Raw genomic sequence first — 24693 nt, forward strand, 5'->3', positions numbered from 1 at the left:
ACATGTATATGTGTCCAGGCGGTTATTTGCATAATGAATGAATGGATACTTCTCACAGTCGTCGACATCTCAATCAATCACCATTCGAGTCCAATCCAGTTTAGGACAAGAAACGACCAGTTTTCTTGTCAAAGCCGGTCAGCTATACTATAATAAGCAAAGAAATTATGGGATTTTAGCAATGTGAAGTTTAACAGTTTAAAGGGGGAACGTATTATGAGTTTACGCTATTTAACCGCAGGGGAGACGCACGGACCCCAATTAACCGCAATTATTGAAGGATTGCCAAGCAATCTGAATATTGACTTTGAAGAACTGAATTTTCAGCTTCACCGCCGCCAGAAAGGATATGGCCGTGGACGTCGCATGCAAATTGAGAAGGATCAGGCCAATTTCGTTGGTGGTATCCGTCACGGATATACAACAGGTGCTCCTGTAGCATTGGTTGTTCAAAATAATGACTGGAAACACTGGCAGAATATTATGAATATTGAGCCGATTGAAGGCATTGACGAAGAGAAACGTCGCGTTCATCGTCCACGTCCGGGACATGCTGATTTGAATGGTGGGCTCAAATATAACCTGAAAGATTTGCGTAATGTACTGGAGCGTTCCAGTGCCCGTGAAACAACGGTGCGTGTAGCATGTGGTGCTATTGCACGTCAATTCCTTGCTGAATTCGGAATCAAAGTAGCTGGACGTGTGTTGCGTATCGGAGAAATTGAAGCTCCTTATCAAGATCTGCCGATCGATGAACTGATCGAAGTGACAGAAGCTTCTTCCGTACGTGTAACCGATGCTGAAACCGAGAAAAAGATGGAAGCCTACATTGATCAGATCAAGCAGGAAGGCGACTCCATCGGTGGAATCGTGGAATGTATCGTTGAAGGTGTACCTGTAGGGCTTGGTAGTCACGTGCAGTATGACCGTAAACTGGATGCACGGATTGCTCAGGGTGTAATGTCCATTAACGCATTCAAGGGTGTGGAAATTGGTATTGGGTTCGAAGCTGGAACGATTCGTGGTTCTCAGGTGCATGATGAAATCGTGCATAGTGAAGAGCGTGGTTATCACCGAGCTACCAACCGTTTGGGCGGATTCGAGGGCGGAATGACTAACGGTATGCCAGTTGTGGTACGTGGGGTTATGAAACCTATTCCTACGTTGTACAAACCGCTTCAAAGTGTGGATATCGATACAAAAGAAGCATTTACAGCCCAGGTTGAGCGTTCTGATGCATGTGCTGTTCCCGCAGCTAGCGTCGTTATGGAGCATGTGGTAGCCTGGGAAATTGCAAAAGCTTTCCTTGAGAAATTTGGCGGAGACTCCATGGAGGAAATTCGCGCTAACTTTGCTAACTACAATAATCAACTGGAGAATTACTAAGATGCGCCAGCTGACGGTGCAGTTGGAGGAACGCTCTTATCCAATCCTAATTGGCAGCGGCCTGTTGGCTCAAGCACCTCAATATTTTGAGCAATATGGCTTAACCAAAAAAAGCCACTTACTCATTATTACTGATGAGCATGTGGCACCCAAGTACTTGTCCAATCTGGAACAAACGCTGCGTACGGCTGGTTTTACAGTCGTCTCCGCAGTTGTTCCATCGGGTGAAACATCGAAATCCCTTTCGGTATATCAGGATATGATGACTGTCGCCATCGAAGGCAAACTGGATCGCAGTTCGGCGATTGTTGCTCTAGGCGGGGGTGTAGTAGGGGATCTGGCTGGTTTTGTTGCTGCTACATATATGCGTGGAATCAAGTTTGTACAGGTGCCTACGACGATCCTTGCGCATGACAGCAGTGTTGGCGGCAAGGTAGCTGTCAATCATCCGCTGGCTAAAAATATGATCGGTGCATTTCATCAGCCAGAGCTGGTACTCTATGATGTGGATACTCTTCAAACCATACCGCCACGCGATGTCTCGGCTGGTTTGTCAGAGATGCTGAAGCACGGACTGATTCGGGATGAAGCTTTTGCATACTGGTGTGAGGAACATGCAGATGAGCTGCTTGCTCTTGATCCAGAGGCTCTGGGATATGGCTTGGAACGAGGCTGTGGTATTAAAGCAGAGATTGTGTCACGTGACGAACGTGAAAATGGAGAACGTGCATTGTTAAACCTGGGTCATACGATTGGTCATGCTATTGAAGCGATTGCCGGTTACGGCGAATTTCTGCATGGTGAAGCCATCTCGATTGGTATGGCGGGCTCCGCATTGCTCGGCGAGAAGTTGGGAGCTCCAGCAGGACTCTATGACGACACAGTTCGCATGTTGCGTTCATTGCGCCTTCCGGTGACGATGCCAAAACATTTGGATACAGATGCATTAATGGATGCAATGATGCACGACAAAAAGTTCCGTGAGGGCCATATGGTCTTCATTATTCCTGACCGGATCGGCGCTGCCAGAATTGTAAAGGATGTACCGGTTACGGCAGTACGCGAAGTCATTGAAATGCTCAAGAAGGGAGATTAAAAGCGATGGTTACTCGGGGAATTCGCGGGGCTACTACGGTCACGCATAATAACGAAGAACATATTTTGAAAGAAACGGCTGTACTTTTGCAGGAAATCGTGGATCGTAACGAGATCCAACCCGAAGATATTTGCAGTGTCTGGATTACGATGACTGGAGATCTGGATGCAGCTTTCCCAGCAAAGGCAATTCGCCAGTTGGATGGCTGGGAGCTTGTACCTTTGATGTGTGCATTAGAAGTTCCGGTTGCAGGCGCCTTGCCACAGTGCATCCGTTTTATGGTACATGTTAACACTGCAAAAGGTCAGAATGAAATCAACCATGTGTATCTTAACGGTGCACAGTCTCTGCGTCCTGATTTGGCGGCACCTTCCAATTCGTAAGATTAGAGTGGTTGTCAAATCATTCGGAATGATGTATAGTGAGAACCAGTTGAGTAGAGTAGAGATTGAGCTGAGAGCAGCTGAGATGAGTGGAGTATATAGCAGAGTCCAGCGGGTGGTAACCGGAGCAACAGAAGCCGGTCAACTGATTCGCGGTACGTCGAGCTACGGAATTATTAGAAACAGGATGAAGGAATGTAAACGTGTCTAGCGACATCGTTTTGTTTAGGTATAACACGACCGATATCCTCTTGCATTTCATGAAAGATTGAGTGCTATGGGTGAGAATTAGTGTATGCCGGTACATTTCCTTGTATTTGATGGATTGATATTACATCCATACAACAGCCTGTGTGATAATTCGGTAAGGATGCATGTATAGGGACTTGTTATTTATGAAGCACCAACCTGTTGAAACAGCTTATAACCAAACCTCTACCTGATGGTAGAGGTTTTTTTGTTGTATATATTACTTTTTCTTCTACCCTTATAGGTTCAACTAAACTTTTTACACAAAAACGGAGAGGACAGAAATAACCTGAAGAAGCGGAGCGTTCGCCTTTATCACCGGATTTTTCTTTAGAAAGGGAATCAAAAAATCTGGGGATAACAGCAATCGGAAGGGTGTTCTGTCATCGGAGTGCTCAGTGTAAACCTCTTTAGTTGAACTTATATAAATCTGAAAGGACGTGATCTGATGATAACGCCAAACGTTAATCAAGTACTGAAAATGTCGAATGAATATAATCTGATTCCGGTAGTCAAACGGATTCTGGCAGACATGGAGACCCCGATTCGGATTTTCCGCCGTTATGCTGACAACGACCGGGCATTTCTGCTGGAAAGTGTGGAGGGGGGAATTCAATGGGCGAGATATTCCTTCATCGGTACAGATCCGTTCCTGATGATCTCGGCCAAAAAAGGGCGGATCGTGGTAGAAGAAGCGGGACAGATTCGAGAACTGCCAGGCAAGCCGATTGAAGAGCTCAAAGCACTGCTGCGTAAGTATCGTAGTCCAAAAGATGATGAACTGCCCCCATTTACAGGCGGGGCCATCGGTTTCTTTGGATACGATCTGCTGCAATATTATGAGAAGCTTCCGGCCCACGCGCTGGATGATTTGAAAATGGATGATATTCGCTTCATGTTCTGTGACCAGATTATTGTGTTTGACCATGTGAAGCAGCAGATGCTGCTTGTGGGCAATGTACATGTGAAAGACGGTGCAACGGATGATGATATCCGTCAAGCTTATGCTTTAACTTCTGAGAAGCTGGAAAAGGCGGCTGAACGCTTGCAGCAGCAAGGACCAGGGGAAAACCTGAATCCGCGTTCCATTCCAGGAGACGTGGAACTGGGGGATATTCGATCCAATCTCACGAAGGAACAGTTTATCGGAAATGTAGAGCAAGCCAAAGAGTACATTCGGGCAGGAGATATTTTTCAAGTGGTATTATCCCAACGTTTCCACATTGATACCGAAGTTTCTCCGCTGCATGTATATCGCGTGCTTCGGACGTTGAATCCATCACCCTACATGTATTATCTGAAGATGGACGATGAAATTATTGTAGGGACTTCACCGGAAGCGTTGGTAAAAGTGGATGGAAACCGCGTAGAGACACGGCCGATTGCTGGGACTCGTCCAAGAGGAGCTACGGAAGCAGAAGATCGTGCATTAGCGGCAGATCTGTTGCAGGATGAGAAGGAACGTGCGGAACATCTGATGCTTGTCGATCTGGGGCGTAATGATCTGGGACGTGTGTCTAACTTCGGAAGTGTGAAATGTGACATGTTCATGGAGATTGAACGATATTCCCACGTCATGCACATGGTGTCCAACGTTACAGGTGAGCTTAGAGAAGACAAGGATTTCTTTGATGCATTTCTTTCATGTTTGCCAGCGGGGACGGTATCCGGTGCGCCGAAGCTGCGTGCGATGGAGATTATCGCGGAACTGGAAAAAGAAGCGCGGGGTGCTTATGCAGGTGCTATCGGTTATCTTGGTTTCTCAGGAAACATGGACTCCTGTATTACAATTCGAACGATTATTTTCAAAAAAGGAAAAGCTTATGTGCAGGCTGGAGCCGGAATCGTATGGGATTCGGTGCCTGAGAATGAATATGAAGAAACAGTAAATAAAGCCAAAGCGCTGCTGAAAGCGATTCGCACAGCAGAAGCGATGTTTCCTGCCAAAGAGAAGGATCACACCTTGAAACTTGCCAACGCCGATTATTTTGTTAACCCAGCCACGGCTGCACAAAACTGAGAGAGGAGAGACCGGAAATGAATATGAACCCAGTCATGAATGAAGAATCAGAGCGATTTGTAACTAAAGATAGTCATGCGGAAGGGATGAAGAATGGCCTTGCCAAAATTTTGGAGGGAAGCCATCTGGAGCAGGCAGAAGCGCGCGACTTAATGTACTCCATCATGAGAGGTGAGGCCACTCCGGCTCAAATCGGAGGTTTGCTTATGGGCTTGCGGATGAAGGGGGAAACGGTGGATGAAATCACGGGGTTTGCCGAAGCCATGCGTGGACAGGGCGGACGGATCCTAACCGACGGCAATGGACTGCTGGACACCTGTGGAACAGGTGGTTCAGGTATTCATAAGTTCAACATTTCAACGGCATCGGCCATCATTGCTTCAGCAGTTTCTGTCCGGGTGGCGAAGCATGGTAATCGCTCTGCCTCAGGTAAAGCGGGCAGTGCGGATGTACTTGAAGCATTGGGCGTGAATATTCATCTGGACGGAGAGCAGGCTAGACAATGTCTCGATGAGATCGGAATCTGTTTTTGTTTTGCTCAGGTGTACCACCCTTCTATGAAACATGCTGCTGCGCCAAGAAAAGAGCTGGGTGTGCGTACGATCTTTAACATGCTCGGACCTCTAACCAATCCTGCGGGAGCGGATCGACAATTGCTTGGTTTATACGACCGCAGCCGGACACCGATGATCGCTGAAGTGCTGAATCGTCTAGGGCTGAAAAGAGCTTTGGTCGTAGCGAGTCATGATGGACTGGATGAAATCAGCATCTCTGCACCTACACAAGTATCCGAACTGCGTAATGGTGCAGTGCATACGTATGACATTGATCCACGTGATATGGGATTATCGTTACATCCGCTGGAATCGGTTCTTGGAGGAGATGCGGCTCAGAACGCCGAAATTATTAAAAGGATCTTCCAGGGAGAACGGAGCGCATACCGTGATGTCGTTCTGTTGAATGCCGGGGCGTGCATCTATGTATCCGGTCTAGCGAATACCATTGCAGAAGGTGTGTTGATGGCGAAAGAAGCTGTAGACTCGGGCAAGGCTGCCGGGAAGCTGGAACAGTTAATTCATACAACGGAGGCGTACAGTCATGTATCTTGATCGAATCGTAGCAACCAAACATAAAGAAGTTGAAGTACTCGCACAAACATTTCAGATGGACGATGCGCTGAAAAAGATAGAGGCATTACCCAATACTCGTGGATTCGAACGTGCTTTATCAGAGAGACGTAACCGTAAGCTGGGTCTCATCGCCGAAGTGAAGAAAGCTTCTCCATCCAAAGGACTGATTCGTCCTGATTTCCATCCAGTAGAAATTGCTTCCGCATACGAACGGGCTGGAGCAGATTGTATATCCGTATTGACCGACGTTTCTTATTTCCAGGGAAATAGCGAATACTTGCAGGCCATTCATGAAGCTGTGAACATACCGTTACTGCGCAAGGATTTTATTATAGATGAACGACAGATTGCCGAGGCAAGGCTGCTTGGCGCGGATGCCGTTTTGCTGATTGCGAGCATTCTGACACCCGAACAAATGCGTCAATATCTGACATTTGCCAAAAGTCTGGGTCTTGATGCATTAATTGAAGTCCATGATCATGCTGAACTGGAGCAAGTACTTGATATTCCTCAGGCAACACTTGTGGGCATCAACAACCGCAATCTGAAAACGTTCGAAACGAGTCTGAACACCACATTGGATTTGATGAATTTGATTCCGGAGGGTGTAACATTAATCAGTGAAAGTGGAATTGACGGTCCTCAGCCATTGGAATCTCTTATTGAGGCAGGTGTGCATGGTATCCTTGTTGGGGAGCATCTGATGCGCAAAGACAATGTTGAGGCTGCGGTATATGAACTGATGGGACCAAAAGCATGAATGCATTCAATCATGACGGCACAAGCAGCAGAGACGTGGATCTGCGAAACCAGCCGGCAGCGGCTGTAAAAATATGTGGACTTCAGGACGTTGAAGTGCTAAAATCGATGATAAACTTGCCTGTGGATTACGTTGGTGTTGTTTTTGCCCCATCCCGTCGCCGTATTACACCTGAACAGGGTGCGGAGCTAAGAACGGTTCTCTTGGACTGGACGATGTTCGATCGGCCGAAGCTGGCGGGTGTTTTCGTGAATCCCACGCTCGAAGAGCTGGAAAGCATCATGCAGATTTCACGCCTGGATGTCATTCAGCTGCACGGACAGGAATCGCCGGAATTTTGTGAACAGGTGAAACAGCGCTTCGGTATCGAAGTGTTCAAGGCTTTCTCTTTTCCAAAAGATGAAACAGGTTCATTAGCTGACGATACCGCCTTACTGGCACTTGATCCATATAAAAATGTGGTGGACGCCATATTGCTCGATACGTTTGACCCGCTCTATGGAGGGGGTTCCGGTAAAACCTTTGCCTGGGAACGAATTCCATTCTACGCCGAGTGGGCAAGAAAACATGGAATCGCGTTGTTCGTGGCAGGAGGTTTACAGCCGGATAATGTGCAACAACTGATACAGACATATGCACCGGACGGCGTCGATGTATCCAGCGGCGTAGAGTCCGAAGGTGTGAAGGATATTGCGAAAATAACAGCATTTGTAGAAAGGGTGAAGCAGGCATGACACATCAATTGCCGGATCAACACGGGCGTTTCGGTCCCTTCGGAGGCCGCTTTGTACCTGAGACACTAATGAACGCTCTGATCGAACTGGAGGAAGCGTATAGCCACTTCTCCGAAGATGAGGAATTCAACAAGGAACTGAATTATCTGTTAAGCGAGTATTCTGGACGGGAAACGCCTTTATACCATGCAGAGCAATTGTCCCGACGCTTGGGCGGACCCAAAATTTATCTGAAACGTGAAGACCTGAACCATACAGGAGCGCATAAGATCAATAACGCTATTGGACAGGGATTGCTGGCTAAACGGATGGGGAAAAAGAAAGTCATTGCCGAAACAGGTGCAGGACAGCATGGCGTTGCCACGGCAACAGTTGCTGCATTGCTGGGGCTAGAATGTAAAGTGTTTATGGGTGAAGAAGATACGCAGCGACAACAATTGAACGTATTTCGGATGAAGCTGCTTGGAGCAGAAGTCATTCCGGTGACATCTGGCACGCGTACATTGAAAGATGCGGGGAATGAGGCGCTTCGCTACTGGGTTAGTAATGTGGAAGATACCTTCTACGTGCTTGGATCCGTAGTCGGTCCTCATCCGTACCCAATGATGGTACGTAACTTCCAGCGAGTGATCGGTGATGAGACACGGCGCCAGATTCAGGAGATTGAAGGACGGTTGCCGGATGTGATTGTTGCAGCTGTTGGCGGCGGAAGTAATGCAATCGGTATGTTCTATCCGTTTATTGGCGATCAGGATGTAAAGCTTGTTGGAGTTGAAGCCGCAGGTAAAGGGGTGGACACCGAGTTCCATGCGGCTACGATGAGCAAAGGGACACATGGTGTATTCCAGGGTTCGATGAGTTATCTGCTGCAAGATGAATATGGACAGGTTCAGCCAGCCCATTCTATTTCAGCGGGACTTGATTATCCGGGTGTTGGTCCTGAGCATTCCTATCTCAAAGATATTAAACGTGCCCAATATGTTCCGATTACGGACCAGGAGGCATTAGATGCCTTGCAGTTGCTGAGCCGAACAGAAGGCATTATTCCGGCATTGGAGTCAGCCCATGCTGTTGCGCAGGTCGTCAAGCTTGCGCCTGAACTCAGCGCTGATGATATCGTTGTGATCTGTCTTTCCGGTCGTGGTGACAAAGACGTTGAATCCATTATGAAATACACAGGAGGGGACTTGGCATGAACCTGATGGACCAGACCTTCCAACAATTGAAAGAACAGAACCGGACAGCACTTATTCCATTTCTTACGGTTGGAGATCCAGATGTGGACACCACGGTGGAGATCATTAAGGAACTGGAACAGGCAGGAGCGGACATTTTGGAACTCGGTGTTCCCTATTCTGATCCGCTCGCAGATGGACCGGTAATCCAGCGTGCTTCCGAGCGTGCATTGAAAAGTCAGATCACAATTCGGACTTGTATGGAGACAGCAGCAAGAGCACGTGCTGCGGGTGTGAAACTACCTTTTGTACTGTTTACCTACTATAATCCGGTGTTACAGACGGGACTGGATGTATTTTTTGACGAGTTGATCAAACATGAGATCAGTGGCATGATCATCCCGGATCTTCCGATTGAGGAAGCGGAGGACATGCGACGCCGTGCGGATGCTGCAGGTGTGCATTTGGTTCCGCTCGTAGCCCCTACGTCCAACGCGAGAATCGAGCGTATTGTTACGGGAGCACGTGGTTTCATCTATTGTGTCTCTTCTCTGGGTGTCACGGGAGAGAGAGCTTCCTTTTTCGATGGGGTAGAAAGCTTTATTGAAACTGTAAAGAGCCTGACAGATCTTCCGGTCGCTGTTGGCTTCGGCATTTCCAGTCACGAGCAGGTAGCTCGTTTCTCCCGCATCTGTGATGGTGTTGTTGTTGGTAGTGCTATCGTTCGTCAGGTGGAAGAAGCTATACCTCTTCTTGGAAATCCGGATACGCGTCAGGCGGGGCTGTTGCAAATTCGCAACTTTGTGGCACAATTAAAAGGATAGGGATTCAATGATGTTACATCCCCAGGGCATGCTCAGCACAGGCTGAGGCATGTCCATAACTATTTCAATAACAGGAGGCGGTCGGGTTGAAACCGAAGTCCCAGATTGTCAATCTGCCTGTATATAAACCGGGCAAACCGATTGAAGAAGTGAAACGTGAACTGGGTTTGGAGCAAGTGATCAAGCTGGCCTCCAACGAAAATCCATATGGAAGTTCGCCTGCTGCGCTTGAAGCAATCACTAGAGAGCTAGTCAATGTAAGCATATATCCGGATGGAAGTTCCACGGAACTGACTGAAGTGCTGGCGAAGCATCTGGGAGTGGAACGGGATAATCTAATCTTTGGTTGTGGATCGGATGAGATCATTGCGTTGATCACTCGTGCATTCTTCCTCCCGGGAGACGAGAACATCATGGCTGACCAGACGTTCTCTGTATACAAAAGTAACGCTGACATCGAAGGTGCTATCAGCATTGAAGTACCGCTCAAAGATGGAACTCATGACCTGACTTCCATGCTGGCGCAAATCAATGATAAGACGAAAGCAGTCTGGGTGTGTAACCCCAATAATCCAACCGGTACAATTATCTCTGAGCAGGAATTGACGGCATTTATGGATCGTGTACCTTCTCATGTGATGGTTGTGCTGGATGAAGCTTACTATGAATTTGTAACGGATGAGGCGTATCCACAAAGTGTGCCTATGATTGAGCGTTATCCTAACCTGGTTATTTTGCGGACATTCTCCAAAATCTATGGATTAGCTTCATTGCGTATTGGATACGGTATTGCACGCCCAGAAGTAATCGATCTGATCAACCGTGTGCGTGAACCGTTTAATACTTCACGATTCGGTCAGGCTGCGGCGAAAGCTGCACTTGAGGATCAGGCTTTTGTCCAAGAATGTGCGGAGCGTAATGCAGTAGAACGAGCGTATTTGCAAAATGAATTCACACAGTTAGAACTGCCGTTTTTCCCTTCGCAGGGTAACTTCATCATGGTTGATCTGGACATGCCATCTGCAACGGCGTTCCAGTCGCTTTTGAAACAAGGCATTATCGTTCGTCCTGGATTCCATGTATATCCAACATACATTCGTGTGTCCGTCGGAACATCAGAACAGAACCGTGCGTTTGTCACGGCACTGAAGAACACGCTGGCTGAGAAGGCGGTAGCACGCCCTTAAATCTGGCGATGAAAAGAGTGAGGACCCATGAAACTAAAAATTGCAATGATCGGTGTAGGGCTCATCGGCGGTTCACTGGCGCTTTGCTTCAAAGGCAAGCCTGGTGTAACGGTGATGGGCTATGCCCACCTGCCTGAACTGAAAGACAAGTACATAGCGAGTGGTGTAGTGGATGATGCTACGCTCTCTCTGGAGGAAGCGGTACAGGATGCCGACTTTATTTTTTTGTGCGTACCTGTTGGGCTGCTCGAATCCTATTTTGGACAATTGGCCAAGCTTCCCTTGAAAAAGGGATGTATCATTACGGACGTAGGAAGCACAAAGGCGTCCATCGCAGCTTGTGCTGAGCATGTCCGCATGAGTGATGCATACTTTATTGGCGGCCATCCGATGGCTGGATCTGAGCGTGCAGGTGTGGATGCAGCCTCGTCTGTATTATTTGAGAATGCATACTATGTCTTGACCCCTTCAGAACAAGTACCTGAGGAAGCTTATGACAGATTATCTGATCTTCTTGCGTACACACGTGCACAGATTGTTCGTGTAGAACCGCTGCTGCACGATGACATAGTTGGAGCGATCAGTCATTTGCCACATGTTATTGCAGTTGCGCTGGTGAACCAGGTGCGTGAATATAATGAGTCGAACCCTTTGTATAAAATGCTGGCTGCAGGCGGTTTCCGTGATATTACTCGGATTGCCTCCAGTGATGCCATTGTATGGAGAGATATTCTGCTGAGCAACCGTGAGGTGCTGCTGGGCTTGTTGAAGGACTGGAACGGCCAAATGACGGCTTTCACCGAAATGCTGGAGCAACAAAATGGTGAGGGCATTGAGGAGGCGTTTCGTCAGGCACGCGAGTTCCGCAGTGTGCTGCCAGAACGACGGAAAGGCATGATCTCGTCGTTGTTTGATCTATATACGGATGTACAGGATGCACCGGGGATGATCGGCAAGATTGCCACCGAGCTTGGGGCGAATGATATTAACTTAAGCAACATGGAGATTATTGAGAACCGGGTCGATGTGCCGGGCATTATGCGTTTGTCGTTCCGGCAGGAAGAAGAAATGGAACGTGCCAAAACGTTGCTGGATTCCCTGGGGTATCAAGTGTGGGTTTAGGTTATAGGAAGGGGGCGAAAGCCCTCTTTTTTATGTTGATAATCAGCTGTTACAGGACATGTTCTAAAAAAGGACAAAAAAAAGACCGCTTACATAAGCGGCCATTGCTCACGTGGAGCAATACAGTTATTGGATAGGAGTGGAGAGAAACCATACTGTACTTTTATTATATGTATCCGTTTTCATTTTGTCAACACTTTGAGTAAAATTGTTTAAGTTAATTATAACATTCGTAAATTAAGGAAATATAATCCTTGCATAAAGTGAGTTGGAAATGCATTTTGTCTATTGCTTGATGATCGGAAATAAGGTTTAATGGTGCAATTGCTAAAAATATGTTATGACGAAATTCTGCTGAAATTTTAAAATTATTTCTTAATTCACACAAACTTTTTGAGGCCTTCGTTCGTCCAATATATGAGTGGCTTCAGAAAAGGGATCAAATTGAAGTCATGGACGAGAAAATGGCTGCATAATAATGACTGGTCGGGCTTCAACGGAAGCCATGGATTTGCCAGGATGATGCAGACCGTTGTACAATAAATACTGTTAATGTAGAAACGTTGGGGAAATTGCCATTACATAGGGGAATTTGGCGGGAAGGCCTGTTTTGGCGCTGAACGCTGTTTTATGCGGTGAAAACCGCAACTTTTTTGTGCCTGTTCGGTAATACATGGATAGAGTCGAACGGGGAGAAGCACATGGATGGGCGAGGAGGGGTCGCACTCAAATGACGGATTCCCAGTTGATTCGAGAGATCAAGGAAGGTAACCTGGAGTTATATTCCGAGCTGATGAGTCGTTATCAGCGTAAAATACTGGCTTTCGTATATCATATGTTGAAAAGTTCTAATATGGAGCTGCTTGCGGAAGATCTCTGTTCTGAGACTTTCTATAAGGCGTTCCGCAGTCTGCACTCATTCCGAGAGGTGGATGCCTCATTCTCAACCTGGTTATATACCATTGCGAGAAATACGGTACTGAGTGAGCTTCGCAAACAGCGTAGTGGGAGTGTTCCACTTGAAGAGAGCGGTATTGTACCTGTTGCTCCTTCTGAGAATGCGCCAGAGCATGCTGTATTGCGCAGTGAGCGGGTGATGCTGGTTAGGGATGCAATTAACAATTTACCGGAGAAGCAGCGTTCTGCCATTATACTCCGTGAGTATGATCAACTAGATTACCAGGAGATTGCAAATATTCTTGGGCAGAGCGTCAGTTCTGTAAAATCGTTATTGTTCAGAGCAAGGTCAAGCGTAAAAACTCAATTGGAACCTTATTTCTTCGAACCGGTCTACGAGCCATATGAAGGGATGAAGAACAGATGAATTGCAATGAAGCCCAGGAACTGTTTGCACTGGTCTGGGACTTGCCGGAAGCTCATCCTCAGCGAATTGCATTTCATGCTCATCTCGCTGGTTGTGAAGATTGCTCGCAGCAATTTGAGGTTTGGGAAGAAGCTCAAATTCTGCTGCACAGCATACCGGTCCCAGTGACAGAACAACAAGCAGAGAAAGTGAACCGTAATGTTATGGACCGGATCTATGCGGAGTCTCCATGGCTACTGCCGGAAGAGGCAAAGGTTAATCGTTTCTCTGCTGTGATCCGCAAGCATATGTCTTTGTGGATTGCTGCGTTCCTGGCAATTTTCTTATGCAGCTTTCTGTACATGGCGATGTTTAAGCCGGACGTATCAGAAGCTGAGCAGACCAGCGTGGTCTCTACGGGTATTTTGGAGACAGGGGTAGCGGGCAGTGAGCCTTCTTCCTCCGGATTGTACAAGTACAACATGACGGGAGCAGATAGAGGGAGTATTATTGAGCCCTTCGTTGTGAGCATGGGCCCAGCGTATCCACAGTACTGGATGGCGTTGTCGCTGCTTGCAATAGGTATGGCTCTGTTCTCTCTTGGGCGGATGCATCGTTCAACAAACAAACGCAAACAAGGTGCACGTGCTTAGGTAAAGCTTTCGTTCACCGTATAGAGAAATGAGGGATGAGATGCGCATTGGGCTTATTCGTCACGGTCTAACCGACTGGAATGCAGCAGGGCGTATTCAGGGACAGACAGACATACCTCTGAATGCGGAAGGTCGTGAGCAAGCTGAGCGTCTGGGTAGACGTTTGCTTACCGAAGAGTATCGCTGGGACCATATCATTACGAGCGGGCTGTCCAGAGCTCAGGAGACGGGAGAGATTATCTCCGGGCTATTGAATGTTCCTTTGCTTGAGCCGGATGCACGCTTGAAAGAGCGTGCCTTTGGTCAAATTGAAGGTCTGACATCCGAAGAGCGTGTGGCTCGCTGGGGCGCTTCCTGGGAGACGCTTGATTTGGGACAGGAACAGATTGCTGATATTCAGACACGTGCATTGGGCTTTCTGGAGGATTTATGGGAGGCTCATCAGGACCAAAATGTGCTGATTGTCTCCCATGGCGCTTTTTTAGCCAGTTTGCTATCAGCTTTGTATAAAGACCGCTATACGGAACGAATTGGAAACCTATCGCTTACGATCCTGGAGAAGGAACGTGACGATTGGAGTCCATTGCTTTATAACTGTACACGACACCTTTCATTAGATCTGGCAAAACAACCTGAGTAATTAACTCAGGTTGTTTTTTTTGCGTTATAGCAATGTGTAACTGGCATTCTATAGAGATTGAAATAAGCATTTACACAAGAACGGAGAGGACAGAAATAACCTGAGGAAGCGGAGTTAAAAGCTTTCTGAAAGAAAGCTGCGTCGGAAGCATACGCTTCGCCTTTATCCCCAGATTTTCCCCTTCGAAAAAAGGGAATCCAAAAAAATTGGGGATAACAGCGATCAGAAGGTTGTTCTGTCATTGGAGTGGCAAGTGTAAATATTCTCTAGTTCAATTTCTATATGATTTTGAACCTCTCATTCTTCTTCTGAGCAGGCAACTTCGGGCATAGTATGGTTAAAACATAAAAGATTTGCAAAAAAGAGGTTTAGATCATGGGAATTCCGTCAACGATGTTTACAAAACCAAACTACTCCAGGCCCCGAATCAACAGCCAAAAAGTAGTCAAGGGCGAGGCGATGGACCCATGAATCTAGCGGATATGCTTACTTTTGCCGATATCGGCCAGCTTAATCGAATAGCAGACTATTACCAGTGCGAGTGTAAGCCCAATTCCAAACATGAACTCATCCAGAGTATTCTCACTACATTGGGCAGCAGACCTTTTTTTGAGCAGCAGGTTAGGGAACTAAACCAGGTAGATCTACGGTTTTTGAACAACTTGCTGTTTGATACCCGCCAATACTTCGGTATGGAGGAACTTGTCGCCATTGCTCGTCAATCGATGGATAAAAAAGATAGCGAGGCTGGAGCCAGTCCACGTGATCTTATCGTACGCTTCACGAAGAGTGGATGGTTATTCAATGGCACAACTCAGCAGACCAGATACCTGTATCAGGTACCTAAGGATTTGCAAATGAGATTTCGTGATGTGTTATCCACTCACCTGAAAGCAGGCATTGCACAGACGAGCGAGCCGCCCGTTTACAGGGATGAATACCATCTACTCGCAGATGATCTGAAACTGTTTCTGCAATTTGTCCAACAGCATGAAATAGCACTGAACGCAGAAGGCATGATGTATCGTCGTTCTCAACAGCAGATCATGGAGCATTTGCATGTGAGCGAGGCGCTGGTGGGTAAGGCAGGATGGAGATTCGGTTATGGTCGTTCGTTCAAAGACTACCCCGACCGATTTGCGTTCATCTACGACTATGCTTTTCATCATCGTCTGGTCCGTGAGGAGCAGGGCACGCTGAAATTGTCACCTTCTGGTGAAGACAAGCTGGGTGCGGAGAAAACAGCCGAGATGATACAGCTATTTCGGTTTTGGTTAAGACTTTATAAAGGTGCTATTCCCAATCTGTCCTCCATAGTGTACTGGACAGGGGAATGTGCAGCTGGCTGGTCCACAGCAGAGTCTTTGTTCCGCCAGATTGGTCCCTACATTCAGCCGTTCTATTATGACACTGCCGAGACGATTTATGACAACAGGATACTCAAAATGATGCTGCACCTAGGCATGCTTCGCATTGGAGAACATGCAGATGGGCGAACAGTACAAATGACAGCATGGGGTTCACGGCTTGCGTCATCCTGTCGCTCGCTGTCCGGGGATATTAGTCCCGTTATGTTTGACAAGTGAAGGACAAGTTGCTAAAATCACTCCCAAATTAAGGAGTGATACTTATGATAATTCCATACAAAGGTATGCAACCCCAGTTACACCCTTCGGTCTATATGGCTGAAGGCGCCAAACTTATAGGTGATCTGACAATGGGTGAAGAATCTACGATCTGGTTCAATGCTGTGCTGCGCGCCGATCTGGCACCCATTGTGATTGGACGGCGCTGTAATATACAGGATAATGCTGTTGGGCACGTCAACACGGATCAACCTTTGATTTTGGACGACGATGTATCGGTAGGGCATTCTGCGATTATCCATGGATGTCGTATCGGAACAGGTTCGCTGATTGGTATGGGCGCTATCCTTCTCAATGGAGCCGAAATTGGTGAATATACGCTGATCGGGGCCGGTTCTGTTGTAACTGAAAATACTAAAATACCGCCCTATACCCTTGCTTTGGGCACACCAGCCAAAGTGATACGTGAGTTGACTGACGCAGATCTTGAGCGGATGTCCAGAACTACACTAGGTTATGTTGCCAAAGGAAAGGAATATAGGAGCTCTTAAATCCGTTTTGGAGGTGCATCCTATTGGATAAAATGAAAGTTACGTATGAAGTCATGTTGGGGCTGGCTGCTGAGATGGTGTGGGACGACGCGCTTCGTAAACAGCGCAGCGAGAAGCTGTATATGGAAATCGATAAGGCATTGGCTACCGGAGACGAAGTAGCTTTCCGGAATCTGACGGATGAACTAAAGGCCATAAACTGATGAGCATGTAAAATAATATATACGACAGGAAATGCGTGAAACACGCATTTCTTTTTTGTGTTCTTCATCATTCTTATGCGGAAAAAGTATGAATCTCTGGATTTATAATATACGCTCATATATAATATGGGAATAAAATGGATAGAGAGGGGAATTAGGGAATTGAAATTCAGTGAGATGACTCAAGACAGCTGGGCGGAACTGCAACTCTATCTGGATACATGCCTTATTCCATATACAGCCCTGACGGGCAAGCAGTCCCCGGTTGAAGCAACTGAGGCGTTAGAGCGACTTAGAGATTTTTTGGATCTGGTGGAGATTCCTTTTAAAGGACGTATCATGACTTACCCTGCATTCCATTATGCGTGTCCAGATATGTCAATGGCATTAAATACCTTATCCGAACAGCTCAAATCCTCCGGTTTCAAATATGTGGTTATAATGTCATCTGATGGCGAGTTGGAACATACCCAAATTACCTCTGCAGATTTGGTATTAAGTCGTTCTACTTTAATTCAAGAGGTTGGAGAAGAAGGGATTTCGCGTTTTGTCGGGGAAAAAATCCGTGAGTTATGGAAAAGATGACCTACCTGTGACAAATGTGACAATTTACCAACATTTTTTTAATAACGCTTACAAATGAACCTTAAAAATGTGTGACAAATTCTTGACGGTGTTCTAGGGCTACTATATGATTATGTATGTTCTAGTAAGTCGTGGAATTTCTGATAATGAAAACGATTGAGAAAGTTGGCTGAAAAAGGGGGTTGGAGACAGTATGAGCAGTGAGCATGACCAGCACGAAGCTTCGATGAAATTGCCAAGCCGCATGGAAATGTCACGCAGGCAGTTTTTGACGTACACGCTTGGTGGAGCTACAGCCTACATGGCCGCCGGTGCAATACTCCCCATGGTCCGTTTTGCGGTGGACCCGATTTTGCAGCACAAGGGAGAAGGCACCTCTGTCAAAGTAGCGGAAATCAGCAAAATTACGAATGAACCTCAAGAATTTACGTTTGAATTGAAACAGCAAGACGGTTGGTATTTGAGCAATGCTTCGTTAATCGCTTGGATCAGGAAAGATGAGCAGGGCAAAATCTATGCGCTTTCACCCATTTGTAAACATTTGGGATGTACCGTAGGTTGGAACAGTGATAAGCAATATCCTGACGAATATCATTGTCCGTGCCATGGCGCGCATTATAACAAGGAAGGCAAGAACCTTGCCGTAGCCCCGAAGCCGCTTGATGAGTATGTGGTTAAAGAAGATCAGGGTTGGGTTTATCTGGGCGACATTATTCCGAACACCCGAGTCAAATAGGAGGCGTGAACGCAGATGTTTAAAAATGTCTATGACTGGATTGACGAGCGTCTCGATATCACGCCAATTTGGAGGGACGTTGCGGATCATGAAGTTCCAGAGCACGTAAACCCGGCTCATCACTTTTCCGCATTCGTGTACTGCTTTGGTGGATTGACGTTCTTTATCACTGTTATTCAAATTTTGTCAGGGATGTTCCTGACCATGTATTATGTGCCTGATATTATTAATGCTTACGCCAGTGTTGAGTATTTGCAGACTAAAGTAGCCTTCGGCCAAATTGTACGCGGGATGCACCATTGGGGAGCCAGCTTGGTTATCGTTATGATGTTCTTACATACGATGCGTGTGTTCTTTACCGGCTCTTACAAAGCACCACGCGAGATGAACTGGGTTGTCGGCATGCTGATCTTTTTTGTCATGCTGGGTCTGGGGCTTACCGGTTACCTGTTGCCTTGGGATAACAAAGCCTACTTTGCAACCAAGGTTACTCTGGAGATTGCGAATACGGTTCCTTGGCTGGGACCGATCATTAAGGAATTCCTGCAAGGTGGAACTATTGTAGGTGCGCAGACGTTAACACGATTCTTTGCCCTGCACGTCTTTTTCCTTCCGGCTGTGCTTCTGGTGCTTCTGGTCGGTCACTTTATTATGATCCGCAGACAGGGCATTTCGGGACCACTATAATCTGAGAAGGGAGGAATCGACATGGCTCACGGACACAAGTCAGATGACCAGGAAAAGATTATCTTCGTCGGGGACTCACGCGTCCGTAAAGGAGCGGGGTTTATAACTCCACCGGATTACACGGCGTATCCCGGCAAATCAGAGGCTTTTATTCCTAACTTCTTGCTGAAGGAATGGATGGTTGGTGTCGTTGTACTGGTTGGTATTCTGGTATTAACGATTTCGGAACCTGCACCACTGGGCTATCCGGCCAATCCAAGTGCATCGGTTATCCCGATGCCGGACTGGTACTTCCTTTTTCTGTATCAGTATTTGAAATACCCATATGCCTCAGGTGATTATGTCCTGCTCGGGGTACTTGGAGTCAGCGGAGTTGCTTTCGGTGCTTTGTTACTGGCCCCTTTTCTGGATACAGGCAAGGAGCGGCGTTTCTACAAACGTCCGATTGCATCATCACTTATGATTCTATCGGTGATGGCCGTTTTCTACCTGACCAATGTTGCATGGACACACTACGCGCATGAGTTGGAAGCAAGCGGCCAAAAGCCGGAACATATTCAGCGTGAAGAAGAAGCGCGTGAGAAACACGCGCAGGGTCTTCCTACGTCGAATGCGGCTGGTCAAAAAGAAGAAGTGGCGATTGTTGAGAAGGATGACCCTGCGATGGAAACCTTCAAAAAGGCCGGATGTATCGGATGTCATGCGGCTGATATGAAGGGAGCAGGAGGGCCTTCGCTTCGGGGTGTGGGCGACAAACACAGCCAGGAAGAAATTCTGACCATTATCAAAGAAGGGTATAACTCAATGCCCGCAATGTATGATCAAGCCATCGCCCAAGGTTTGACAGATGATGACATCAATCACTTGGCGGAATGGCTTGCGAAACAGAAGGCAGAACAGTAAAATCGAAATAAGCAATGAAACCTGATCGTTTATGCGGTCAGGTTTTTTTGAGGCGTTTTTCGCAACATCATCTTTTGGAACGCAGAATACACATAATGGAAGGGGCAGAGCATGTGGCTTTATCGTACTTTTGGAGCCGGGAATTTCTAACAAACCGTTACTTCCTGTGGCTTCTTTTTTGGTGTAACGCATTAGGAACAGTATATGGATACATATGGTACGGGGATCAATTGAAATTTACGCTGGCACAGCAACCACTATGGCAAATTGTGTTTGTGCCGGACAGTCCGACAGCGAGTCTGTTTTTTACACTATCCTTATTGTGGATTTTGTACAAGCCGAAATCGAGGCTTCTGAATCGGATTGGACATGTCATACAGGCGCTTGCTGTGGTTACTTCGGTAAAATACGGCGTATGGGCAGTCTCCATCATTTTTGCAGGCTGGATGCAGGGGGGCGCACACAACTGGCAGGATTGGATGTTAATTGCGTCGCATAGCGCCATGGCTATCGAGGCATTGCTGTATGTGAGGTTGTTTGGGTTCCGTTGGGGTGCTTTGGTGATTGCTGCCTTGTGGACACTGCTAAACGATACAATGGATTATACCTATGACATCTTCCCTTGGCTGCCCGCATCGCTGATGGATCATCTGGATGGTGTACGCAATTTCACCGTGGGACTCACGCTAGTGAGCATTCTCTGTGCGTGGCTTGCCTTGAGACAGGCCAAACGGGCCTGATTTCATCATGTAAGCTTGTTCTAAGGAACTCTTCCCTGCCATACATTGATGGTGGGAGGGATGTCCATGAAGAGAACGTTCAGGATCAAAACTGGATTTATGGTGGTGTCGTTCATGACTCTACTGTTCTGGACGAACTTGTCATACAGCGTATCAGCGGAAAGTACAGATGCGAACGGAAATACAGATCAGCAAGTATCAGCCAAAAATTCAATTGAGCAATTAAATGAAGAAGCGGCCCTGCTGTATCGACATGCCTTGGAGAATGATATTGAAGAGGTTAGAGGCAGTATTTTGCGAATCAGTAAAGGTCTGGAGCATATATCCTTTGAGGGTCAGACGACAGTAGAAGGCATTCATGCCCTATCCGAGACCATTGTTGAAGTAAAAGAAGCTGCGGTCAGGGTGAAAAGTGATGATGCGTCTTTGCAGCAGGCCTCTGCCAAACTTCGACTTGCGGCAGATAGTCTCGCTAACCCGGCCAAACCTCTATGGCTCCAGTATTATAAAATCGTAAAAAATGATATTGATGCGCTGTCAACCGCGGCAGACCAGCAGTTAAGTTCGGCGATAATAGCAAGCCGCTACGCCTTGCTGGAGGAGCATTACGAGACGATTCGACCTGCGGCGATGATCCGCCGTGAACCTTACGAGATCGCCCAACTGGATGCCTGGTTGTCTCATACCAAAGGTCTGACTGCGGCCAAGCAGATTGACATCGCACAATTAAAGAGTATGATAGCCCATGGTGAAGAGTTGGTGAACCAGTTGTTTGGTCGTGAAAAGGACGAAAGTGCCTTTGTACCGTTTGTTCAGGGGCCCAATCGCAGGGCGGCCGGATTGCTGATTACTTCCATAATCATAGCAGCACTAAGTTATGCGGGTTACCGTAAATATCGGGCACAGCAGCAAGGCATTTTTCCGTTTCGTCGTTGAGCCATTACTGTCATCATGATATGACAAAGACCTCTGTTTACAAGGAAGGCCAGCTGGTGGCGCTTCTCTTGAAGATAGAGGTTTTCTTTTTGTACAAGTATAAAGTTCAGCTTTCCTTAAACCCTTCTCCATGTACGTCATGCACATCGCTAATAATAACAAATGCTCTAGGATCAACCGAACGCACAATCGTCTGCAAACGTCTGAATTCCTGCCTGGAGATGACACAGTAAGCAACATGTTTGGCTTGTTTCGAATACGCACCAATGGCTGGAATGAGCGTTACGCCGCGATCCATATCACGGGTAATCAAATCTGCAATCTCAGGTGCATGATCACTGATGATCATAAATGCGCGGGCCGAATAAGCCCCTTCCTGAATGAAGTCGATTACTTTAGAGGCGATAAATACAGCCACAAGGGTATACAGTATTTTTTCTTTGGGAATGTAGACGAGGGAGATACCAATAATGATGAAATCGATACCTAATAGTACACGTCCCATACTCCAGCCATATTTTCGATTAAGAATGCGGGCTATGATGTCAGAACCACCTGTCGTTCCGCCCCAGCGGAAAACGATTCCAAGGCCTGCTCCCAATGTAACCCCAGCGTAAAGCGCCGCAAGTAAAAGGTCATTCTCGGTATGCAGCGGTTCAATCCAGCCAAGATCAATCATTTTTTCAAATAACCAGAGGAACACCGTAAGCGCTCCTATACCCACGCCTGTATAAATCATCTGTCTGCCGCCCAAAATCTTGAGCCCCACTAGAAAGAGTGGAATATTAACGACCAAGGTTGTAAGCGAAGGAGAGATGTTGAATGCATAATTTAGCAGGACCGTAATCCCGGTTACGCCGCCTTCCATGAGCTGGTTGGGGATGATGAAGTACAGAAGTCCAAAGGCATACAATGCCGTACCCAATAGGATGGGGAGAATCAATTTGAATTGAACCCAGGTTTTGGAAGTGCTCATAAGTTCCCTCTCCGTTTTACAAATTAGAATGAGAAAGCAATCATTCCCATCTTAGTATACCTGTTTATTGATTCTTTAAAAATGATTTGTCGTTTATGATGGTGGAAGTGAATCTAAATAACTGATATATTAGGAACAAATACGACACAATTTCAAAAGGAGAATCCGTTCTCATGGAGAAAAGCATTGCAGAAATGCAGCGTGAGGTTGATCTGTATATTTCCCAGTTCAAAGAAGGATACTTCAGCCCGCTGGCCATGCTCGCCCGTATGTCTGAAGAGGTGGGAGAGCTTGCAAGGGAAGTGAATCACGAATTCGGTGAAAAACCGAAAAAATCTTCCGAAGCAGACAATTCCATTGAGCTTGAGCTCGGGGACATTTTATTTATCACGATTTGTTTTGCTAACTCTCTCGGGATCGATCTGGCAGAGGCGCACGACAAAGTCATGCATAAATTTAACACACGCGATGCAAATCGGTGGACGCCAAAAAACACCGATTAGGCGTAGATTACATATGCTGTACCATCACCTCAATGGGGGAGGGACAGCTTGGATGATGAAACCGGAAGAGTATATGCAGCATGCTTACCGCTGTATTTTGCAAAATGATTTTGAGCAGGCGATTCGTTGGTTTGAATCTGCCATTAACGCTTACCCGGAACATGCGGAGCTCTATTATCGTTGTTCCATTACACATGCTCGTAGTCAGCACCTTGTTCCAGCGCTTGAATATGCCCGTAAGGCTGTTGAACTGTCACAAGGGATAGAGGAGTATGTTTTGCATTTGCAGACCCTGGAAGCCAAACAGATAAGCCTTCAGGCCAAGGTGCTGCTTGAACAGGCCGGAAACGGATCGCATGAACGATATGTGCAGGCGGCCGATCTGCTGAAACAGGCAGTAAAACTTGACCCGTTATATGTGGAAGCGCATATCATGCTTGCTCTTGCTTACAGTGATCTGAATGAGTTCGACCTTGCAACCCGTTCCGTTCGTGACGCATTGTTGCTGGACCCGCAGAATGATCAACTGCATCTATTGTTACAGGAAATTAAGCAGCGTATGAAATCCATTCAATAAGATGCCGTTTCAAAGCGGGATGGAGATCTTTTGAATGGATTTAACCAATCGAACCAATATAGTGAGGAGATGCAGTCAAGATGAGTGAAGTAATAAGAGTTGCCGTAATCGGAGCAGCTGGCCGGATGGGCCGTGAAGTAGTGAAACTGGTGCTTCAAGATCCTGAACTGGAGCTCGCCGCAGCGGTCAACCGCTCCGGAGTAGGCACGGATGCCGGAACACTTGTCGGTCTGTCCGAATGTGGGGTGCTTCTGACCGATGATATCGAGATGGCTTTTGCAGAGACTAAACCACAGGTTATGGTGGACTTTACAGTCCCTCAATATGCCTTTGCTCATACAGAGATTGCGATCCGTCATGGGGTCAGACCTGTTATGGGTGTTACCGGCTTTACGCCGGAACAGATCGAACAGCTGGACAAGCAGTGTCAGGACAAAGGCATTGGAGGATTGATTGCCCCGAACTTCTCAATCGGTGCTATTCTGATGATGAGATTTGCCGCACAAGCTGCCAAACATATGCCGAATGTGGAGATCATCGAATATCACGGGGATCAGAAGCTGGATGCTCCTTCGGGTACAGCAATCAAAACAGCCGAGCTAATTGCAGCAAACCGCGAGGAACTTCGTCAGGGTAATCCGAATGAAGAAGAGACGATCGAAGGATCTCGTGGCGGATACTACAATGGATTCCGGATTCATAGTGTCCGGTTGCCGGGGGTATTCGCCCAGCAGGAAGTGGTATTTGGAGACTTTGGCCAATCCCTCAAAATCCGTCATGATTCCTATGAGCGTGCAGGTTATATGCCTGGTGTTAAGATTGGTGTACAGAAGGTTATGGAATATACAGGACTTATCTACGGATTTGATCACTTTATCGACTAAAAGAGGTAGTTCAAAAAGTCAACTTTTGATCACGAGGTCACTCGAGAAGCGTATACGACATCGAATCTTGAATGAAGCCAGGCCTTCCGTTGCTCACGTAGGTTCGCAAGCACATGCTTCCGAAGCCGTTTTCTCAGAAAACGTGTAGCTCCGCTACTCAGTCC

Annotated in this window: 28 protein-coding genes; 27 read left to right on the forward strand and 1 reads right to left on the reverse strand. The window is 46.9% G+C overall.

Annotated elements, in window-relative coordinates; genetic code table 11:
- Nucleotides 1-216: 216 nt before the first annotated feature.
- The 24 genes from aroC (at nt 217) to ACR1R9_RS07240 (ending at nt 21589) form a co-directional block, all read left to right on the forward strand.
- The gene (gene aroC / locus ACR1R9_RS07125) at nt 217-1386 is read left to right on the forward strand and encodes a chorismate synthase (RefSeq protein ID WP_433921447.1); all 1170 of its coding nucleotides are present in this window, start codon (nt 217-219) and stop codon (nt 1384-1386) included.
- 1 nt (nt 1387) lies between these two features.
- Nucleotides 1388-2482: a 3-dehydroquinate synthase gene (aroB, locus tag ACR1R9_RS07130; RefSeq protein ID WP_433921446.1), complete on the forward strand. Its 1095-nt coding sequence runs from the start codon at nt 1388-1390 to the stop codon at nt 2480-2482.
- 5 nt (nt 2483-2487) lie between these two features.
- A complete protein-coding gene (gene aroH / locus ACR1R9_RS07135) occupies nt 2488-2865 on the forward strand; it encodes a chorismate mutase (RefSeq protein ID WP_063566773.1) in 378 nt (125 codons plus the stop codon).
- 28 nt (nt 2866-2893) lie between these two features.
- Entirely contained in the window at nt 2894-3076 is a 183-nt protein-coding gene (locus ACR1R9_RS07140) for a hypothetical protein (RefSeq protein ID WP_143806502.1), read from the forward strand.
- A gap of 486 nt (nt 3077-3562) precedes the next feature.
- Nucleotides 3563-5134, forward strand: coding sequence for an anthranilate synthase component I (gene trpE / locus ACR1R9_RS07145; RefSeq protein ID WP_433921445.1), 1572 nt, complete (start codon nt 3563-3565; stop codon nt 5132-5134).
- Nucleotides 5135-5220: 86 nt separating this feature from the next.
- Nucleotides 5221-6243: an anthranilate phosphoribosyltransferase gene (gene trpD / locus ACR1R9_RS07150; RefSeq protein ID WP_433923751.1), complete on the forward strand. Its 1023-nt coding sequence runs from the start codon at nt 5221-5223 to the stop codon at nt 6241-6243.
- On the forward strand, nt 6233-7024 hold the full coding sequence (gene trpC, locus ACR1R9_RS07155) for an indole-3-glycerol phosphate synthase TrpC (RefSeq protein WP_433921444.1): 792 nt from the start codon (nt 6233-6235) through the stop codon (nt 7022-7024). The genes trpD and trpC overlap by 11 nt, the downstream gene beginning before the upstream one ends.
- Nucleotides 7021-7758: a phosphoribosylanthranilate isomerase gene (locus ACR1R9_RS07160; protein WP_076288941.1), complete on the forward strand. Its 738-nt coding sequence runs from the start codon at nt 7021-7023 to the stop codon at nt 7756-7758. Before trpC ends, ACR1R9_RS07160 begins: the two co-directional genes overlap by 4 nt.
- Nucleotides 7755-8954 (forward strand): tryptophan synthase subunit beta, encoded by a 1200-nt coding sequence (trpB, locus tag ACR1R9_RS07165; protein WP_111620721.1) that lies wholly within the window; start codon nt 7755-7757, stop codon nt 8952-8954. Before ACR1R9_RS07160 ends, trpB begins: the two co-directional genes overlap by 4 nt.
- Complete coding sequence (gene trpA / locus ACR1R9_RS07170) at nt 8951-9757, forward strand: tryptophan synthase subunit alpha (protein WP_090900565.1); 807 nt, start codon at nt 8951-8953, stop codon at nt 9755-9757. Before trpB ends, trpA begins: the two co-directional genes overlap by 4 nt.
- A gap of 86 nt (nt 9758-9843) precedes the next feature.
- Nucleotides 9844-10944: a histidinol-phosphate transaminase gene (gene hisC / locus ACR1R9_RS07175; RefSeq protein ID WP_099858395.1), complete on the forward strand. Its 1101-nt coding sequence runs from the start codon at nt 9844-9846 to the stop codon at nt 10942-10944.
- 27 nt (nt 10945-10971) lie between these two features.
- Nucleotides 10972-12066 carry a prephenate dehydrogenase gene (locus tag ACR1R9_RS07180; protein ID WP_175382473.1) on the forward strand — a complete coding sequence of 365 codons (1095 nt, stop codon included), beginning with the start codon at nt 10972-10974 and terminating at the stop codon, nt 12064-12066.
- A gap of 730 nt (nt 12067-12796) precedes the next feature.
- A complete protein-coding gene (locus ACR1R9_RS07185) occupies nt 12797-13390 on the forward strand; it encodes an RNA polymerase sigma factor (RefSeq protein ID WP_053780698.1) in 594 nt (197 codons plus the stop codon).
- Nucleotides 13387-14022 (forward strand): anti-sigma factor family protein, encoded by a 636-nt coding sequence (locus ACR1R9_RS07190; protein WP_076288946.1) that lies wholly within the window; start codon nt 13387-13389, stop codon nt 14020-14022. Before ACR1R9_RS07185 ends, ACR1R9_RS07190 begins: the two co-directional genes overlap by 4 nt.
- A 40-nt stretch (nt 14023-14062) precedes the next feature.
- Entirely contained in the window at nt 14063-14662 is a 600-nt protein-coding gene (locus ACR1R9_RS07195; protein ID WP_076288947.1) for a histidine phosphatase family protein, read from the forward strand.
- Between the two features lie 467 nt (nt 14663-15129).
- The gene (locus tag ACR1R9_RS07200; protein ID WP_099858393.1) at nt 15130-16248 is read left to right on the forward strand and encodes a hypothetical protein; all 1119 of its coding nucleotides are present in this window, start codon (nt 15130-15132) and stop codon (nt 16246-16248) included.
- A gap of 44 nt (nt 16249-16292) precedes the next feature.
- Nucleotides 16293-16799, forward strand: coding sequence for a gamma carbonic anhydrase family protein (locus ACR1R9_RS07205; RefSeq protein ID WP_063566783.1), 507 nt, complete (start codon nt 16293-16295; stop codon nt 16797-16799).
- 23 nt (nt 16800-16822) lie between these two features.
- Nucleotides 16823-17002, forward strand: a complete 180-nt coding sequence (locus tag ACR1R9_RS07210; RefSeq protein ID WP_024630643.1) for an IDEAL domain-containing protein — start codon at nt 16823-16825, stop codon at nt 17000-17002.
- A 162-nt stretch (nt 17003-17164) separates the two neighbouring features.
- Complete coding sequence (locus ACR1R9_RS07215) at nt 17165-17587, forward strand: DUF2487 family protein (protein ID WP_076288949.1); 423 nt, start codon at nt 17165-17167, stop codon at nt 17585-17587.
- Nucleotides 17588-17780: 193 nt separating this feature from the next.
- On the forward strand, nt 17781-18323 hold the full coding sequence (locus ACR1R9_RS07220; protein ID WP_076288950.1) for a ubiquinol-cytochrome c reductase iron-sulfur subunit: 543 nt from the start codon (nt 17781-17783) through the stop codon (nt 18321-18323).
- A 15-nt stretch (nt 18324-18338) separates the two neighbouring features.
- Complete coding sequence (qcrB, locus tag ACR1R9_RS07225) at nt 18339-19010, forward strand: menaquinol-cytochrome c reductase cytochrome b subunit (RefSeq protein WP_017687726.1); 672 nt, start codon at nt 18339-18341, stop codon at nt 19008-19010.
- Nucleotides 19011-19031: 21 nt separating this feature from the next.
- Nucleotides 19032-19913, forward strand: coding sequence for a menaquinol-cytochrome c reductase cytochrome b/c subunit (locus ACR1R9_RS07230; RefSeq protein WP_076288951.1), 882 nt, complete (start codon nt 19032-19034; stop codon nt 19911-19913).
- 113 nt (nt 19914-20026) lie between these two features.
- Nucleotides 20027-20653, forward strand: a complete 627-nt coding sequence (locus ACR1R9_RS07235) for a DUF1405 domain-containing protein (RefSeq protein WP_433921442.1) — start codon at nt 20027-20029, stop codon at nt 20651-20653.
- 66 nt (nt 20654-20719) lie between these two features.
- A complete protein-coding gene (locus ACR1R9_RS07240) occupies nt 20720-21589 on the forward strand; it encodes a sporulation protein YpjB (RefSeq protein ID WP_433921441.1) in 870 nt (289 codons plus the stop codon).
- 106 nt (nt 21590-21695) lie between these two features.
- On the opposite strand, the gene ACR1R9_RS07245 is transcribed toward ACR1R9_RS07240, so the two are convergent.
- Complete coding sequence (locus ACR1R9_RS07245) at nt 21696-22565, reverse strand: YitT family protein (protein ID WP_099858391.1); 870 nt, start codon at nt 22563-22565, stop codon at nt 21696-21698.
- Between the two features lie 173 nt (nt 22566-22738).
- On the opposite strand from ACR1R9_RS07245, the gene ACR1R9_RS07250 reads away from it, so the two are divergent.
- The 3 genes from ACR1R9_RS07250 to dapB all read left to right on the forward strand — a co-directional run bounded on the left by ACR1R9_RS07250 (nt 22739) and on the right by dapB (nt 24529).
- The gene (locus tag ACR1R9_RS07250) at nt 22739-23068 is read left to right on the forward strand and encodes a nucleotide pyrophosphohydrolase (protein WP_024630636.1); all 330 of its coding nucleotides are present in this window, start codon (nt 22739-22741) and stop codon (nt 23066-23068) included.
- A gap of 52 nt (nt 23069-23120) precedes the next feature.
- A complete protein-coding gene (locus ACR1R9_RS07255; protein WP_310853527.1) occupies nt 23121-23645 on the forward strand; it encodes a tetratricopeptide repeat protein in 525 nt (174 codons plus the stop codon).
- Between the two features lie 80 nt (nt 23646-23725).
- A complete protein-coding gene (gene dapB / locus ACR1R9_RS07260) occupies nt 23726-24529 on the forward strand; it encodes a 4-hydroxy-tetrahydrodipicolinate reductase (RefSeq protein ID WP_175382469.1) in 804 nt (267 codons plus the stop codon).
- The last annotated feature ends 164 nt before the right edge of the window (nt 24530-24693 follow it).

The organism is Paenibacillus taichungensis (assembly GCF_050994985.1).
GTDB lineage: Bacteria > Bacillota > Bacilli > Paenibacillales > Paenibacillaceae > Paenibacillus > Paenibacillus taichungensis.